Genomic DNA, 17,115 nt, shown 5'->3' on the forward strand with positions numbered 1-17,115 from the left:
TTTTATTGTTACAGGCTTTCAAGCCCTTTCCATATTTTGCTGAAGGCGAGGATCTAGAATCGGTAATTAAAGGTGTAGAATTTGTGCGCCGGATGAACGCCCATATCGCAGATATCTCATAAGCAGTAATTCCCGGCCAACAGTGCGATCGCGCGAAGAGATTATCCGATCGTGCCTCATACAGTAATAAAATAGGTTCAAAGAATGACCCAATGGTGTTCAATCATCTTATCAAGGCGATCGCCTTCAGTGAGAGTTTGCATCATTGCGTTATCAGCTCTATTCTGTCAGAGCATCAAGTTTAGCCAGTATTTTTATTGTGAGTTAAGCTGATACAGTTTAAGTTTCGTGTGCTTTAGAACTCGACCTGAAAGCATTCTTATTAGATTATGAAGAATGGTTACAAAAAACGAGTACAGCAAAATCACGATGAATATGTTAGCTATTAACTTGGCTGGAATTGAGGAAAAATTACAGATTAATTGGGATTTAGTAAATACCTGCTTACAGTTTGCTACTTGGGGATTATTCTCGCTATTGCTGGCTGAGGTAGTGAGAGATAGCTATCATGCGTTGTGTCACCAGTTTAGTTGGCTGGGAAAATGGCACAACAAGCACCACCAGGCCTATCGCCGCGATTTATCGGTAGTTTCCTTGAAAATTTATCAAGAGTCCCAGTTGTACAACGATATTATTGAGTCGAGTATCCTGGTGACAATCTTGACAATAGTTGCTTTGTTACTCAACCAAATGGGCTTGTGGCTGGGAGTAGCCTATGCTTGTACCTTCTTATATGGTGCGTCCCGACGATATTTTTTAGGGAAAATCGACACAGATTATACTCATCTCCCCGGCCCATTAGAAACGATTCCCTCGGTTTGGTGGGTGAATCGGTCTTATCACTGGCGACATCATTTTGATGATGTCAACGCCTACTATAGCGGTGTATTTCCCTTAGTGGATACCATATTGGGCACAGGACTTTCCCTCAAGGGTAAAACCGTAGCTTTAACTGGTGCTTCTGGTGCTTTAGGGCAAGCATTAGCAGGTGAACTGCTCAAGCATAATGCTAAGGTAGTCGCATTAACTACTCACCCAGAAAAATTACAGGCACAAGATAAAGTAGCGATAGTTTCGTGGGAATTAGGTAATGAAGCAGATTTGAAAAATAGTTTAGAGAAAGTTGATATTTTGATTCTCAATCACGGAATTAATGTCTATGGTAGCCGCACACCAGAGTCCATTAATTCTTCTTATGAAGTCAATACTTTTTCGACGTTGCGATTGATGGATATATTTTTAACAACTGTGACAGGGCCTCAATCAAAAGCAACTAAAGAAATCTGGGTTAATACATCTGAAGCTGAGGTATCTCCAGCATTAAGTCCCCTTTATGAGCTGAGCAAACGCGCCTTGGGGGATATTGTGACGCTCAAGCGCTTAAATGGGGATTGTATAATTCGCAAGCTAATCCTGGGGCCTTTTAAGAGCCAACTGAATCCTTACGGTGTTATGTCAGCACAGCAAGTAGCTCGTGCCATTCTGTTTTTCGCACAGCGAGATTTTCGCAATATTATTGTGACAATCAATCCTTTGACATACCTGCTTTTTCCTATCAAAGAAACTAGCACCTGGCTTTACTATCGAATTTTTAGTAAGAAATAGGGCATGGGAAGAAGCAGAGGGGCAGGGAGCAGGGGGCAGAGGGAAAAAGCTCTCGTCTGTGATTCCTTATCTCCCTTGTCCTTTTTCACGCATAGCACATTCACTAGGACTCCTTCTGCCCTGTGCCCTCTGCCTTTTTTCAATCAACTACACAAGTTATCAACGGATCTCAGTGCCTTAAAAGGCTGAAATACTGACTATGAGTTATTGTCGGGTTTGAGCAAATGAAGAGCTTAACTACAAGCAGTATTTGCTAATTGATTCACCAATTTTAGACACAGCATCCTATTGGCACTCGCTAAGTTTGACAGAACAGAGTGCCAATTTATGGCTCAGGTAAGGTAATTTACTCTGATTTCACTCAACAACTGATGTTGAAGCGCCTTCAGCGGATGGAGGTAGGCTAGGTAATTCTAGACAATAACCAGCACCGTAAACTGTCTTGATATAGCGGGGATGGCGGGGATCTGGTTCGAGTTTAGTTCTCAGGTGGCGAATATGTACTCGAATCGTTTCAATGTCATCATCTGGGTCATAGCCCCAAACTTCCCGCAGGATTTCGCTAGGAGAAACTGTCTGTCCGTGGCGTTGGAGTAAGCAATGAAGTAACTCAAATTCCAAGTGCGTCAGTTTCACTGTTTCATGGAACCAAATTGCCTCAAATCTTTCAGGAACGAGGGTCAGAGGCCCATAGTTAAGAATCTCACTGTGCTTTGCTGCTTGAGGAATACGGTCAGTGCGTCGCAATAGAGCCCGCACTCGTGCCAGCATTTCTTCAACTTCAAAGGGTTTGGTCAGATAGTCGTCTGCCCCGGCATTAAAACCTTCCACTTTATCTTGTGTTTGGCTTAAAGCCGTCAACATTAACACGGGAATCTCAGCTGTGCGCTCATCCCGACGCAAGCGTTGACAAACGGTAAATCCATCGACTCTTGGCAACATCAAATCGAGCATGATCAAGTCTGGTTGTAGCTGGAGAGCTAGCGCCTGACCTTTGATCCCGTCTTCTGCTTGACTAACATCGTAGCCAGCCATTTCCAAGTTGACGGCAACGAGTTCTGAAATTGCTGGGTCATCGTCTATGACAAGAATCCTCGGCATTCTAAAAAATTATTACTACTTATTAAGGATAGATAAGAACCTTTGGTAGATACAAAGATTGCTGTCTTGATTATAAAAAAGATTTTAAATCTAACATAAACCTTAAGATAACAGCATTGAGAAATCTTTCTTAGAGTACACGAAATTCTTTATATGATGTGTTACACCCCCTACAATCCGGCTCGTTTATTACAAAATGGTGTAGCAATGACTGTATACACCGCTTTGTGGGGCAGCCGTTATTGGGAAAGTACAATTCAACATCCAGAACCGCATTATCATAAAACAGTATTGATTGGTGGGCAAGGCGTGCCAATTTTTTGTTGGGTGGCGATACCAGAAAAGGCTCGCGGTACAATTATTGCCACCTATGGTATTACCGGAGAGTTGGGTAAAGAATGGAATTTGAGACTCTTCGGACGTAAGGCTTATGCTCAAGGGTATGCTGTGGTGTTATTTGATTGGCGTGCCCACGGCAAAACAGCAGAGTTATCGCCGACTTTGACATCCGATGGCTTGTATGAAGGAGAAGATTTTGTCCGCCTTGCAGCAGCAGCAGCATCAATGGGCTGTCCAAAGAAATTTTGGTTTGTGGGGTTTTCCTTGGGGGGACAATTGGCGCTGTGGGGGCTAAAAGCTGCTGTAGAGTTAACTAAGGGTGATGAGGATTTAGGAATCCAAGTTAGCGACATTGGCGGGGGGGCAGTGATTTGTCCCAATTTGGATTCTGTGCGATCGCTATCTTATTTAGTTAAAGATCCCTTTGGCAAATATTTCGAGGCAGGGATAACGCGGAATTTAAAAGAACTGGCGTGGCGGATACATGATGCTCATCCCGGTAGCCTTGACCCTGAAGCGATTAAACGAGCAAACAGTATTTGGAATTTTGACAAGGAACTGGTAATTGAGAGATTGGGTTTTCCTTCCGTGGAAGCTTATTACCAAGCCAGCAGTGCTTTACCATTACTACCCCATCTTGCAAAGCCTACATTGATTGTGTATGCAGCTGATGACCCATTTTTTCACCCAGACATCATCCCGGAATTAAAAGCTGCTAGCGCTAGTAATTCTATGATAGATTTGCTACTCACCCGTTACGGTGGACATATTGGCTATTTAAATAGTAAAGAGGGTCAGCGCCAAGCACGAGATCCAGATCCTTGGTGGGCATGGAATCGGGTTTTGCAGTGGCTGGAGCAAAAGCGAACAGAGCAATAGGGAGTAAAATGGCTTCATTTACCACTGTGCTAATGTTCTAACTTGATGAGTTCTCCTAAGTATTTATGGCTCCCTGCGCCGACAAATTTGACTTTGTTGCCGAATGATGTCCATATTTGGCGCATAAACCTCGACCAACCAGAATCAACGTTAGAAAACTTGGCAGCAACTCTCTCTGAAGATGAATCTGCGCGCGCACAAAGATTCTATTTTCAAGAGCATCGCCAACGTTTTATTGCTGGTCGTGGTAGTCTCAGGGCAATATTAGGGCGTTACTTGGGTGTTGCGCCCCAAGAGGTGCAGTTTGATTACGAATCCCGTGGTAAACCATTTTTAGCCCATAAATTTGCTGACAGTGGATTAGCCTTTAATTTATCTCACTCTCAAGATTTAGCTTTGTGTGCAGTCAGTAAAAATCGCCAAATTGGTATAGACCTAGAATACATCCGCCCGATGTCTGATTTAGAATCTCTTGCTCAAAGGTTCTTTTTACCAAGAGAATATGATGTAGTGCGATCGCTACCTGTTGAACAAAGACCAGAAGTATTTTTTCGCTATTGGACTTGCAAGGAAGCTTATTTAAAAGCCACAGGTGAAGGAATAGCACAGTTAGAGAAAATTGAAATTTCTCTAACTCCTTCACAACCAGCGAAATTGCAGACATTGAAAGACTGGAGTCTACTCGAACTAGAACCTGCTGAGAATTATGCTGCTGCTGTTGCTGTAGGCGGTTTTGGTTGGGATTTGAAGTGCTGGCAATATTAAATATGTTCTTGCTGGGTACGTGAACTTTTAAAGATGGCAATTAAGACCAGGGCAATTACCAAAGCTAAAGCCGTATTTCTCAGTATAGGATTGTTCCAGTGCTTGATAGCGATCGCCAAAATTGCCCACACTGCTACTCCTGGGTAAGCAATATCTCGGCGCTGGATGACAATAATAGCAGCAATTGCAGCTGCGATCGCCAACATAATTACAGTCCATGCTTCAGGAGAAATGCCCCATCCATTCCAACCCTCAAAATATAAAGCACAGGCAACATTTACAATAGTTGCAACGCTAATCCAACTCAGATAAATGCTGATAGGCGCGTGTATACACCACTTTTTATTTCGAGTTACAGGCTTATTGCCAATATCTAACCGCAAATAAACACCAATTAGCGGTATCAAAATCAACAGCATTGCTACAACAGACAGGACAAACAGGCGAGAGAGAAAGAGGTATACCCAGATACTTTGAGCAATAGAGGCAATTACTAATAAATATCCCGTATTGCGTAAATCTGCATCATCTTTCTGGTTGGGGAGAAATTGGTAAATTCCAAAAGCAAACAAACCGAGGTAAATTAATCCCCAAATAGCGAATGCATAGTTAGCAGGCACGATCGAGACATTTTTAAACAAAGTATTGGAAATTTGCCCAATACTCAGCCCATTGAGGGGAAAAATGTTTGATATTACATTAACAACGAAAGCGCCGATAATTGCAACTAGAGTTAAAAGCTGACGGAGAAAATCACGGTTATCGCCTTGAGTTGACTGCTGCATGGGATAGTTAGATAAATTATCTTCTCATTCAGAATCTGAAAATAATGACTTTAAATCTCGCCTTCCACTAACGACGCGGATAATTGTAACTGTATCATCAATTACTTTGTACAAAATAATATGTCCATCAATAGGAATTCCTCGTAAAAAGGGAGAGACCTCTTCATAACTACGCCCCATATTAGGAAAATTTGCAATATTTTTACATTTTTTCTCAAACTCTTGGATAAAGCGTTCCCCTGCTTCAACATTAATATTTGCAAAGTAATCGACAATCTCAGTCAAGTCCTTGCTGGCAGTTTTAGATATGATAGAACGGCTCATGTTTGAGCCTCACGTTTTTGGCGTAGTTTATCTTTGAGTTGATTAATAACAATTTCTGTATCTAGAACTTCACCTCGTTCAACTTCTCCTAAACCGACTTCTACTTTCTTCTTAGTATCCTTTAGCCAAAGAGCATATTCTTGTTCCTGTTCTTCCAACAATTGAAATGCAGCAGTAATTACTTCATCTACATTTGTATATTTTCCACTTGCAATTTTAGATAGAACAAATTGCTCGTGAGTTGGATTCAGTGATATACTCATTTTCCTAGCGTGCGTATTTACTATCAGCTATGCATTAGTTTAGCAATTTTCTAGGTAAATCTTCAAATTGTGTATGCTAAACACTCTTGTAGAGACGTAAAAGTTTACGTCTCTACATCTAATTTCTAGCTTGATTCAAAAGTATCAAAAATCTGAGCCAACGAAGGCAGACTGGCAGGTTTTGTTCGTATAGCCACACCCTTGAGGGTGTTGGCTATTAACATCTAAGCAACATTCAGAAAACCAGTCTGAATCAAATAAGCAGTATAGGTCATAAACATTTCCGAACTGATGGGTGGACAAACAATAGAACTACCTTCTAATGCTTTGAGAGTTTCTTCGCAGCTAATATGAGGTCTTCTTGCTTGCAAATACAAATCGGGAATTGTTAATTGTTCATCAGACCAGCGTTCTAACAAAAATGGGCGCAGTGTGTACAAAGGATTATCTACAGAAGAGACATTATTAATTAACTCTTCTTGCCATTGGTCGTAAGGAATCGCCTTCACTGGATAACCAAAGGATTGTACCCACTTAATTAAGGTGCTTAAAGGCGCTGGTTGGGGATGTTGTAAGTGGAATGCTTTACCTATAGATGAAGGCTGCATTGAGAGATAAACGATCGCCTTGCTGACATAATCTACAGGAGACATATCCATCATATATTCCACATCTGGGAAATATCCCATTTGCAGACAGCCTTTGACCATCAAGTTGATAAAGTCATGGGTGTTACAAATACCAGTTTGGCTATCTCCAGAAATTAATGGTGGTCTGTGGATAGTTACAGGTAAACCTCTGTCACGGGCAATTTTCACTAACTTCTCAGCTACCCATTTTGTTTGGGAATAACCAAGGAAAATTCCTTCCCAATGTGCGAAGTCATCTTGCTCTTTTACTACCTTGCCAGCATAAGCAGGTGATTCAAATACCGCCACGCTAGAAACGTAATGTACAGGCTTGAGTTTGATTTGGCTAGCTAATCTCAATACTTCTTGAGTTCCTAACACATTGGCTGCTTTCAATGCTGAATAGGGGAAAACATAATTCAGCAAAGCACCGCTATGATAAATGGTGTCAAGATTAGCCGCTAAAATTTGGAATTGTTCTGCGCCCATACCCAATAATGGCAGAGCTAAATCGCCCACAACTGGGATAATTCTCGACTTATATTTTTCATCCCAAATTGCGTAAGATTCGAGATTTTTTGCTAATTTGCTCTGACCTTCTTGAGCGTTAGCAGCCCGCACTAAGCAGTATATATTGGCATTAGTTTGCTGCAACAATTCCCGAATAATAAATGCGCCTAAATAACCTGTACCACCAGTTAAAAAGATGTTTTTTGGTTCAGTAATCGTAATTGGTGGTAAAGCATCAGGGCGAATGGTGGGGTCAAGAACTACCTCGGCGTTTAAATCTAAAGTCGGGATAGGAGCATTAGCAGGGGCAGTATTTGTATCTTGAATAACTGCATCTTCGGGTAAATCTTCTGCTAAACGCTGAGAAAGAGCAGCAATATTGGGATAATGCCACAACAGCAACGGTGAAGGTTGGAAGCCCAGCATTTTCTCCAATTTGCTGACGAGAATCATTGCTTGGGCGGAATCCAAACCGTAGTTTTCTAAATGTTCGTTGACATCTATCTCGTCAGTTTCTACCCCTAGTAACTCAGCCAGATTAGCAACCAGCCAGGCTTGAATATCTGCGGCACTATAAGAATGTTTTGAATTCATTTTTTTACATCTCCAATGTAGAACTAGCTGGGCGATACTGACTGTAATAATCGGGAATTTGTAAGCCTTGAAATCTCAAACTTTGGATGCGATATAAAAATGCTGCTCCGGTCATAATATGGTTAGCAACATCAACAACTTTGCGGTTTTGTGGTTCAGCTAAATAAGTACCGCGTACCCAGTCGTTGAAGCTACCCATTGCCGGGCCGCACCAAATTTGATAATCAACTTCTCGTCCTTTTTCGCCAGAACTAGACCAACGGGAAGATAATCCTAAATACCACCGGAAAATTAATGCCATTTTTAATTTAGGATTATTAACTGCCTTGCCCAATTTTTCCGGATTTTTTTGGGATAAATAAGCCGCAGTTCCTTCCCAAACTTCGGCAATCGTTTTGCGGAAAACTTGTTTTTCTAATTTCTCTCTTTCAGCAAGCGGAATTTCTTCAATGGAGTCATAAGCGCGGTATAACTCATACAATTTTTGCGCCCGCATCGGGAACATTGTGCCGCGTTTGAGAACTTGTAATTTGACTCCCATTTCAAACATATCAGCAGCTGGAGCCATCATGACATCAGCCATTTCTGCTTGGGCGAGTAACTTTTTAGTATGTTCACAAGCGCCAGATTCTACACAAGCTTGATTAATCGAACCTGTGACTACATAAGCTGCACCCATCATAAAAGCAGCTAAAGCTGATTGTGGTGTGGCAATTCCCCCCGCTACCCCGATGCGAATAGGTTGAGAGTAATGATATTGTGCTTGAATTTCATCTCTCAAAGCCATGATCGAAGGTAACAGACAAACCAGAGGACGATTATCTGTATGTCCGCCAGAATCAGCTTCCACAGTAATATCATCCGCCATTGGAACTTGCGCTGCTAGGGTTGCTTGTAACTCGGTGATTAACCCTTGTTGTACAAGTTCCTTGAGGATTTTAGCTGGTGCTGGTTGCAGGAATTTGCTAGCTACTTCTCTACGAGAAATTTTAGCAATGACTTTATTTTTGATTTCAATTTGATTAGCCGCATTTAAACTTAATCCCGCAGCCCGATAATAAACAATGTTGGGAGTTAAGTCCAAAAATGCTGATGCTTCAACTACTCTCACGCCATATTTAAGGAATAAATCCACAGCACGGCGTTCAATTGTTGGTTCATTAGGGCTGTGAATTAAATTAAAAGCATAGGGGCCTTGGGGTAAGGCTTGTTGAATTTTGTTGATAGCAGCTTCCAAATTTTCTGGGCTTAAACCACCAGCACCAAAGGAACTTAAAATTTTCTCTTTCCCCAGGGCAATCACCATTTCTTCGGAAGCAATAGCGCCAGCCATTGCCCCAGTTGCATAGGCATATTTCACTCCATAAAAGGAGAGAAAAGAGGGGTCACCTAGTTGTTGAATTTTAACTGGGGGAATGGATGCTAAAAGTTCTATTGGTGCAGTTACAGTCCCATCTAGCGGGCATAAATATCCCACATTGGTAACACCAATTCTGCCGCCGGCATTCACAATATAACAGGGTTGATCTAAGTTGAGAAATTTAACTACTATTCCTGGTTGATCAAAAGAAATACAATCTGGGGAACCTTTCCAAATGAGGTTTTGTCCATAGGAATAGCAGGTAAATCCTAGTCCATTTTCGTGTTGACTTAGTGGCGCATCTACAGTAGTCACGCTAGTTATCCCTCGATTTATAAGCAAAGGTTTCTAAAGGATGAAGGGTAAAGTGTGAAAAAGAGGTAATACCAATTTTTTCTATCTTGGGCGTTACTGTGTTTTGTAAAGTTCGTTAAATATTAGTGGAGTGCAGAAGTTTTTTTAGGTCGAACCGCAGAGGACGCAGAGAACGCAGAGAGTAGAGAAATGATAGAGTTGCAAAATTGGTATTACTTTGAGTAGACTGAGGTGCTGAGTACAAATCTTTATTCTGACTTCCCAGTACCCAGTCCCCAGTCCCTAATCCCTAATTAAGATTCTTCCTTCAGTAAGTTTTGCGCGCAAGCTAATTGCAATTGAATGATTTCGCTCATTTGCTGACTAAAATCTTGTCGAGATTTTAAGAAAGCTGTATGAGATTTAGTCAAGTTAGCATTGTTAGCATTGAGCTTTTGATATTGAGTCTTATTTAAATCGAGCATACGGATAGTTTGGCCGGGTTTACGAGTTATATTTGATGGGGTAAAGCTGGGTTGTGTTGGTTTTTGGAGAGTGGTAGTTATCTCAAAGGATTGTAATTCTTCCGTTGAGACTAAACCGTGTTCCATGATATTTTTCTCTGCGATTTCTGCTGGCTGATTTGTGGGCAGGAAAATATCATCAACGGGTTGATTATTGGTAGCAATTACCACTGGCGTATTCAGTGAATTGAATACTGGATTGACTCTTTGATAATCAACTGGGGCGGTGTTGGTTGGGGTTTTGCTAGTTAAATTTTGGAAAATTTGGCGATTTTCTTCGCTTAAGATTGTAGCCGTAATTGACTTACCACCCAAGGTAATATTTCGTTGAGTTAATTTATTTTTCTTCCCATTTTCTTGGGTGAGGTCGTAAAGAGATGAAATATCTAACTCAACTTGATGACTGAGTAATTTAGCTAGGGCTTTGACTATCGTAGTATGGTCATCCATACCTCGACGATTGAGGGAGACGGTGATATGTTCTTTTCCTTCGAGAATTTTGCTTACCCAGCGAGAACAAACACCGCCAGCACCAGCTTCGACAAAGATTTTAACTCCATCGGCGTAAACGCGGTTCACTAAGCGCGGAAAATCTAGTTGTTGACTAAGTCCAGTGGCGATACTGTGGGCTACTACTTCATTGTTCAGGGAGATGGGTTTATAGCCAGCAGCAGAATAGAAGGTGATTCCGGGTATATCCTGAGTTGGTAATGTATTGAGTTTAACTAATTCTGCGTACTCCGATCGCATGGCTTCACAATGGATGACATGGTCGAAGGGTGCAGGGAAAGCGTTGCAACCAAGGGCTTTGATAACGCGCTGACAAACTGTTGGTTCACCGGCAATTAATACTTCCTCTGGTGTATTAATTTGCGTCAAATATACGCGACTCTCATTTTTCAGACATTCTCTAACTTTATCTGGGGTAGTCATGAGTACATAGTTAGCCCAGAAGTTATTATCTGAAGCGTCGGTGGCTGGTGGTAATCCCCAATATTCCCGCACCGCATTTTTTGGCCCTGATAACCTGTCGCCAAATAAAGCTGAGGAGTTAAAGCTGTTACTACCAGCAAAGAAATCACTCCAAACGCCTTGGGATACCATCATGCTGGTTTCGCCCAGGCTATAGCCAAACACATATTTCGGTTTGACTTGAAAGCGATCGCGAATCACGGTAGTAATTAGTCTAGTAAAGAACATTTCCGCTTCAAACATTGCTAGGGAATCATCTAGCAACTTCTTCTCTAGGGTTTCTAGTTCTCTGGTAGACAACTTATGCAAGCTTCTGGGGAATACGAGTTTCTCAACATCCGAGACTCGTTTATACAGACTCTTAACGAAGGGTTCAGCTTGCAAATCGGGGAAGAGGCGGAAGAGAGTCCGACCAATACCGACATAGGAATTTACCGCCGCTGGATACACATAGGCCACCTCACCCTCTTTACCCAAAGGTTTAGAGGTGAAATAACTACCTATGGGTGTTTGCCAATCACTACCCTTGTCAAAGGCAGTATTTATCCCTTTGTGGGCTGAGGCGATTTCTTTGAGTAATTCCTTTTTGTTGCGTCCGGTAATAGCTAGAGTGTATTTTGCTGTTTGATGCTGCTGGAACTTAACGAAGTTTTGGCTAGCTGTATGAGATAGAGAATCTGATTTCTCAATCTCTTGTTGCAAATTATCTAAGAGATTGAATAAAGCTGAACGGTCATCAGCTGCTATGGGGAACAGGTAAAAAGGCCGTTGTTGGAGATACCTACTACTGTGATTTACTTGGTCTGGTTCATCCGACAAGATGACATGGGCGCAAGTCCCATCACAACCGATACCATTAATCGCCGCGATTCTATGGGTACTATCTTTATGGAGGAACCAAGGTCTAGATTCCGTCGCTACAAAGAAAGGACTACCTTGCCAAACCTGGGGCGTTTTCACACCAGACCAGTTGGGAGTAGCCGGAATATAGTTGTGATAGAGACACAAAGCTGTTTTGATTAAGCTAGCAATTCCCGATGCTACATAGGTGTGTCCAATATTGGCCTTTACACTCCCAATAGCACAATGTAGACCATCACCTACAGAGGGATAAGCTTGCAGCATCCCGGCAATTTCCGCCTCATCTTCCTCGGGGAAACCACTAGCAACCACTTCTACATAGTTAACCTCTGACGGCTGAATTCCCGCCATTTGGAAAGCCGATTGACAGACTTGGTTAATCGTCTCCCCATCTACAGCAGTAGAAACAGCTTGACCGATACTAACAGCATCAATCACCGCATAAATGCGATCGCCATTTTGTTTCGCTGTATCATAACGCTTGAGAACTACTGCACCTGCACCTTCGCCCACTGTCCAACCGTTAGCATTTTGGTCGTAGCTTAAGGTGTTAGCACCAGTATTTACCGTTCCCCATTGGCTACGTAGTAAGACATTTTCAATCCCGCCAGCCAAATCTACAGCACCAACCACAACTGCGTCTACTTCCTCATTTATCAGTAGCATTTGTGCTACTTCCAAAGCTTTGAAAGCAGAGGTTTCTACCGCCGTCATCGTAAAGGATGGGCCAGTAAAATTCCACAGGGAAGAAATCCGACTCGCCATAATATTGGCGATGTAACTCAGGTATTCACCAATCTCTACTTGATGGTGAACGCTATCTTTGACTATTGTTTCTAACTGAGCAATTTTATCTGGTGGTAAAGCAATTTCCGCAGCATTTAAACCATCTTTAATTTGCCACGATAAATTCCAACGTTGTTGCAGTTGATGTACAGACAAATCTGCTTCAGCTGCAATCACAACAGCAACATTTGCCCCTTCTTGAATCCCTGCATCTTTTAACGCACCATCTGCGACTGTTAACAGTAACAGTTGTTGGGGATTGAGTTGTTCTACTTCGTTGGGAGGGATTTTGTAAGCTAAAGTATCGATAGCAAAATCTTGGATATATCCGCCTACTGGTGCTTTACCATCAGGTAATCCGTATTCTTTGAGTAAATCTGCTTTCTCGTCGATGCCATACCATCTTTGAGCAGGTAGGGGAACAAAATGCTGTTTGCCGTCATAAATACTACGTTCAAAAGCATCTAAATCTTGACATTCACCAAAAAAGGCATCCATGCCCACAATGGCAATTTTGCCTGATTGTATTTCTTGTTCAAACATTGTTTATTTACAGTAGATAACAAAGAATAAAGGATGAAGTATGTTATAGAGATTGTTTTTCATTTGCCGCAATTAGAGAGGACTTATGCAAAATCTCTCTATAGCCCTCTTCCCTTTGTGTCCTTCGTGCCTTCGCGGTTTATTTTCTAAATTAATAACGAACCACGAAGACGCGAAGTGCGCTAAGAAAGGAAAGAAAAAGAAGAGATATTTAGCAACAATCTAGACTTCGTTTATCTGCGGTTAAATCTTCTTATACTTCATCCTGCTTTTCCAAAATCAAATGTGAATTGGTTCCGCCAAAACCAAAAGCACTTAAAGCCGCACGTTTCACAGACGAATTATTAGGCCATTTCGTCGCTGTTCTCACAATATTGTTGCTAGAAATGACACTGTTTTCCGTCCCAATTGGTTCGCTGACATTAATCGTGGCAGGAATTACACCCGCATTCATGCTATAAATAGTTTTTGCCAAGCCAACCATACCAGCCGCTACTAATAAGTGACCGACATTAGCTTTAGTAGAACCTACTAAAGGCGATGCTTGATGTTCACCAAAGAAAGTCTCTACAGAGTTAAATTCTGTGGTATCTCCTAATAATGTGCCGGTAGCATGACATTCCATGTAATCAATGTCTTTCGGGCTAAGTTGTGCTTCGTTATATGCACGTTCAAAAGCGAGAATTTGTCCTCTTGAATTGGGGCTTAATAAATGCTTACCTTTACCATCATTAGAAAGTCCATTACCAGCAATGGTGGCGAGAATTTTATCACCATCTATCACAGCATCGCTGTAGCGTTTCAGCATTACCATCCCAATCCCATCGGATGTAATTAAGCCGCGAGAAGACTTATCTAAAGGACGGCTGATACCATTTTCGGGATAACCTTGAATACCCGAAAATAACATTCGTAAAAATAGCGGATCGACACAACTCATCGCCCCTGCTAACATGACATCAGCTTTGCGCGATCGCAAATAGTAAGAGGCTAGCTTAATGGCATAAAATGAGGACGAGCAAGCCGCATCTATACAAAAGTGATTACCAGATAAAGCAAATGCTTGGGAGACAAGGGCGGCGGGAAAGCCGGTTATCATCGCATTATATGGGGAAGCCTTTGTTTTGGTTGGTAACGCAGCCAACCGGAAATTTTCATCTTGTACAAGTTCTGCGATCGCAGGGGTAATTGTTTGCTGGTAAATTGGTGCAAACAATTGATTAGACATCTTCGTGGGTAAGGATAAAGTTCCCAGAATTACCCCACATTTTGAGAGAACTTGGCGATTTCCCCAATAGCCGCTATGCTGAATCGCTTGTTTGGCTGCATACAGCGACCATTTCATGGAATTATCCAAACTCTCGACTAACTCCGCAGGTAAATTGTATTCGCTGGGATCAAATTGAAAATTACGAATAAATCCACCTTGGAGAAAATAAATTTTTTCCGGTTTTCCTTTAATTGGATCGTAAAATATTGTGGGATCTACACCCAAATCTGCAACAGTAGTAGCTGAAGTTGCATCTTTCTCATTTGTCAGGTTTTGCCAAAACTGCTCAGGATTATTGGCATCAGGAAAGAGGCAAGATAACCCGATAATCGCTATTTTCTCCACTGCTCATGTCCTCATTGGGATATTAAACAAAAGGGGATATGCTCGCTATGCTTCAATATTCTCCCCTTGACTTTATGGGCGGTTTGTTAAAAAAATAACTTTCACAAATCAAATAGGAAAGCTAGATAACAACCGCATAAATTGGATTCCCTAAGATGGCAAGATTTACGCCGTTAAACAAGCTAAATCAAATGGCAGTTATAGCATTTCAGAATTGATTATAATACATCTAAATTTGTATTTCATCAATAAAGAAATGCTATAAATATCACGAATTCATTACTTAGCTTGCAGTAAACTCATCGGCGCAACTACAGCCTTGGCTCCCAGGATGCGTGAGTATAATTTACCTGTGCGATCGTGCAAAATAAAATCGGCAGTTAAACCAGTAGCTTTTTTCTCCTTAATATCACAAGAAACATAAAATATTTCATCAACTGGTATTGCTCTATACTGTTCAGAAGTTGTTAACTGTCCAGGTAAGCAAACTTCATTATGATAATGACTTAACCATACCCATAAAGGTTGGGTACTTAAGTCAGTAGCATAAGGATTGTGCCAGTGAATTGGAAATTGTCCTTGTTGTTGGGGAGTGATTTGTGCCCAATAGCATTCTGTAGTAATTTTTTCGGGGCTAATATTTAAAACCCTTTGAATTTCTTGAAAACATGGGCCATGAAATAATGTCGATGGGCCATTTTGATATAAATCTTTACCCCTAGCGGTAATAATGCCATCCTCTGTCAAATTCACTGCATCATATATAGGTGCATCAGGTAATTCTCGCACCAGTTTAATAGTAGAAGTGAAATGATAGTGAGTTTTACCAGCAGGAGTTTTGCTGAAAATAGTCGTTTGAAATTCGATAAACTCGCCGTCAGATTTGGCAATTTCTTTGAGTTGCAAAATATGTTCGCTGGCTACCGAGTCATTAAAGGTAATTCCCTTTAAAACTTTAAAATCTTTGCAACTGAAATATCTGTAACCTGGGTAAGCTTCTTCACAGCCATTAATCATCCAGGACATTGCACAGGTAGCGGGAACTACTGCATAACCAGCAATCACATGATCCATTAAAAATGGATTGGCTTCAACTGTGATGCGACGACGGATAAAATGAGTTTTTAGTTCAGAATCTAAAGGTGCGGGTGGGGGAATTAGAGGGCTACCAATTACTAATTGAGTAGTATCGCCATGCTTGGGGTTGAGTTCTTTAACTAACATTTTGGTTCCCACTTCCACGGGGATAATATCAATTCCCCGTTCTGCAAAGGCTTTTTTGAGTTCTGGAGTCACCATTCCGCTATCCCAACCGCCCCAGTTAATCGCCACAACATGACAGTTGGGGTAGTACTGCTTCATTACGTGGGCGGATTTGTTGAGGATTTCGTTAGCGATCGCGTAATCAGATTGACCGATATTGCCGTAAAATCCAGTGACGGAGGAGAACAACACTAAATGCTGGAGTTGTTCGGCGGGAACGCAATCTAACAGGTTTTCTAATCCATGAACTTTGGCGGTGTAAACCTTTTCAAAATCCTGTTCGGTTTTCTTTTCAATTAATTTATCAGCTAAATTTCCTGCACCATGTATGATGCCAGTAATTGGCCCCATGCGGTTAACTACAGCCGCCAAGTTTGCTTTTAACCCTTCGGTATCTGTGACATCAACGCTTAAATATTCGGCGGTAGCGCCTGTTTGTTGAATAGCGGCGAGGGTTTTTTTAATTTCCCGGCTGGAGTGAATTTTGTTATAGATTTTTTGTACACTTATGGGTGTGGGCTTCTCACCTTGAGCGAGAAGATTTTCCATGATGCGTTTTTTTAATGCAGGTTCTTCAAAGCAATTTTGGGCGTATTCTGGTTCGGTTTCTAATAGTTCGGAACGTCCCAAAAGGATGAATTTACAAGGTTGTTTTTTGGCGAGTTCAATGGTGCATTCGGCGGTGATACCTTTAGCGCCGCCGCTAACTAGAAAAACTGATGAGGGACGAATAGGTGTTTGTGTTGCCATATTTCAATTTGGGATTTTTTAACCGCCGATAAACGCTGATAAACGCCGATAATTACTGATAGTCTTTACTCTTGTTTTCTCTCCTCTGCGCCTCTGCGTCTCTGCGTGAGATAAAAGATTTTTAAACGAACCACGAAGACACGAAGAACGCGAAGGAAGATGAGGTTAAGAGAGTTTTTTAGGAAGAAATTTCTTTGCGCCTTTGCGTGAGATAAAAAAATTTCAAACGAACCACAGAGACGCAGAGAACACAGAGAAAGAAGAGTTTTAGAGAAAGGGAGATGAGGTGACAT

General features: G+C 41.6%; 12 protein-coding genes. 3 read left to right on the top strand and 9 right to left on the bottom strand.

Annotation, left to right across the window (positions count from 1 at the left end; translation table 11 throughout):
* The first annotated feature begins 435 nt into the window (after positions 1–435).
* Complete coding sequence (locus AACU33_RS13110; RefSeq protein WP_096595243.1) at positions 436–1,665, top strand: bifunctional sterol desaturase/short chain dehydrogenase; 1,230 nt, start codon at positions 436–438, stop codon at positions 1,663–1,665.
* A 357-nt stretch (positions 1,666–2,022) separates the two neighbouring features.
* Here AACU33_RS13110 and AACU33_RS13115 read toward each other — a convergent pair whose 3' ends face one another.
* A complete protein-coding gene (locus AACU33_RS13115; protein WP_096589036.1) occupies positions 2,023–2,766 on the bottom strand; it encodes a response regulator transcription factor in 744 nt (247 codons plus the stop codon).
* A 153-nt stretch (positions 2,767–2,919) separates the two neighbouring features.
* Between AACU33_RS13115 and AACU33_RS13120 the strand changes: the two genes are divergently transcribed.
* Both AACU33_RS13120 and hetI read left to right on the top strand, forming a co-directional pair.
* Positions 2,920–3,984, top strand: a complete 1,065-nt coding sequence (locus tag AACU33_RS13120; protein WP_096589038.1) for a YheT family hydrolase — start codon at positions 2,920–2,922, stop codon at positions 3,982–3,984.
* Between the two features lie 45 nt (positions 3,985–4,029).
* A complete protein-coding gene (hetI, locus tag AACU33_RS13125) occupies positions 4,030–4,749 on the top strand; it encodes a 4'-phosphopantetheinyl transferase HetI (protein ID WP_096589040.1) in 720 nt (239 codons plus the stop codon).
* On the opposite strand, the gene AACU33_RS13130 is transcribed toward hetI, so the two are convergent.
* The 8 genes from AACU33_RS13130 to AACU33_RS13165 form a co-directional block, all read right to left on the bottom strand.
* Complete coding sequence (locus tag AACU33_RS13130) at positions 4,746–5,534, bottom strand: hypothetical protein (RefSeq protein WP_096589042.1); 789 nt, start codon at positions 5,532–5,534, stop codon at positions 4,746–4,748. The genes hetI and AACU33_RS13130 overlap by 4 nt on opposite strands.
* 24 nt (positions 5,535–5,558) lie before the next feature.
* Positions 5,559–5,858 carry a type II toxin-antitoxin system RelE/ParE family toxin gene (locus tag AACU33_RS13135; RefSeq protein WP_096589044.1) on the bottom strand — a complete coding sequence of 100 codons (300 nt, stop codon included), beginning with the start codon at positions 5,856–5,858 and terminating at the stop codon, positions 5,559–5,561.
* The gene (locus AACU33_RS13140; RefSeq protein ID WP_096589046.1) at positions 5,855–6,121 is read right to left on the bottom strand and encodes a type II toxin-antitoxin system ParD family antitoxin; all 267 of its coding nucleotides are present in this window, start codon (positions 6,119–6,121) and stop codon (positions 5,855–5,857) included. The genes AACU33_RS13135 and AACU33_RS13140 overlap by 4 nt, the downstream gene beginning before the upstream one ends.
* Before the next feature lie 224 nt (positions 6,122–6,345).
* Positions 6,346–7,854 (bottom strand): thioester reductase domain-containing protein, encoded by a 1,509-nt coding sequence (locus tag AACU33_RS13145; RefSeq protein ID WP_096589047.1) that lies wholly within the window; start codon positions 7,852–7,854, stop codon positions 6,346–6,348.
* A gap of 4 nt (positions 7,855–7,858) precedes the next feature.
* Positions 7,859–9,529, bottom strand: a complete 1,671-nt coding sequence (locus AACU33_RS13150; protein ID WP_096589049.1) for a PfaD family polyunsaturated fatty acid/polyketide biosynthesis protein — start codon at positions 9,527–9,529, stop codon at positions 7,859–7,861.
* Positions 9,530–9,822: 293 nt separating this feature from the next.
* Entirely contained in the window at positions 9,823–13,194 is a 3,372-nt protein-coding gene (locus AACU33_RS13155) for a PfaB family protein (RefSeq protein ID WP_096589051.1), read from the bottom strand.
* 253 nt (positions 13,195–13,447) lie between these two features.
* On the bottom strand, positions 13,448–14,809 hold the full coding sequence (locus AACU33_RS13160; protein ID WP_096589053.1) for a beta-ketoacyl [acyl carrier protein] synthase domain-containing protein: 1,362 nt from the start codon (positions 14,807–14,809) through the stop codon (positions 13,448–13,450).
* A 279-nt stretch (positions 14,810–15,088) separates the two neighbouring features.
* Positions 15,089–16,822: an SDR family NAD(P)-dependent oxidoreductase gene (locus AACU33_RS13165; protein ID WP_096589055.1), complete on the bottom strand. Its 1,734-nt coding sequence runs from the start codon at positions 16,820–16,822 to the stop codon at positions 15,089–15,091.
* Positions 16,823–17,115: the final 293 nt, after the last annotated feature.

Origin of the sequence: Calothrix sp. NIES-2098 (genome assembly GCF_963875125.1) — a bacterium.
Classification (GTDB): Bacteria; Cyanobacteriota; Cyanobacteriia; order Cyanobacteriales; family Nostocaceae; genus Aulosira.

Bases quoted from the DNA above. Each gene is read 5' to 3' on its own strand.
- AACU33_RS13110 (WP_096595243.1), top strand. From the start codon at position 436: ATGTTAGCTATTAACTTGGCTGGAATTGAGGAAAAATTACAGATTAAT.
- AACU33_RS13115 (WP_096589036.1), bottom strand. From the start codon at position 2,766: ATGCCGAGGATTCTTGTCATAGACGATGACCCAGCAATTTCAGAACTC.
- AACU33_RS13120 (WP_096589038.1), top strand. From the start codon at position 2,920: ATGATGTGTTACACCCCCTACAATCCGGCTCGTTTATTACAAAATGGT.
- hetI (WP_096589040.1), top strand. From the start codon at position 4,030: ATGAGTTCTCCTAAGTATTTATGGCTCCCTGCGCCGACAAATTTGACT.
- AACU33_RS13130 (WP_096589042.1), bottom strand. From the start codon at position 5,534: ATGCAGCAGTCAACTCAAGGCGATAACCGTGATTTTCTCCGTCAGCTT.
- AACU33_RS13135 (WP_096589044.1), bottom strand. From the start codon at position 5,858: ATGAGCCGTTCTATCATATCTAAAACTGCCAGCAAGGACTTGACTGAG.
- AACU33_RS13140 (WP_096589046.1), bottom strand. From the start codon at position 6,121: ATGAGTATATCACTGAATCCAACTCACGAGCAATTTGTTCTATCTAAA.
- AACU33_RS13145 (WP_096589047.1), bottom strand. From the start codon at position 7,854: ATGAATTCAAAACATTCTTATAGTGCCGCAGATATTCAAGCCTGGCTG.
- AACU33_RS13155 (WP_096589051.1), bottom strand. From the start codon at position 13,194: ATGTTTGAACAAGAAATACAATCAGGCAAAATTGCCATTGTGGGCATG.
- AACU33_RS13165 (WP_096589055.1), bottom strand. From the start codon at position 16,822: ATGGCAACACAAACACCTATTCGTCCCTCATCAGTTTTTCTAGTTAGC.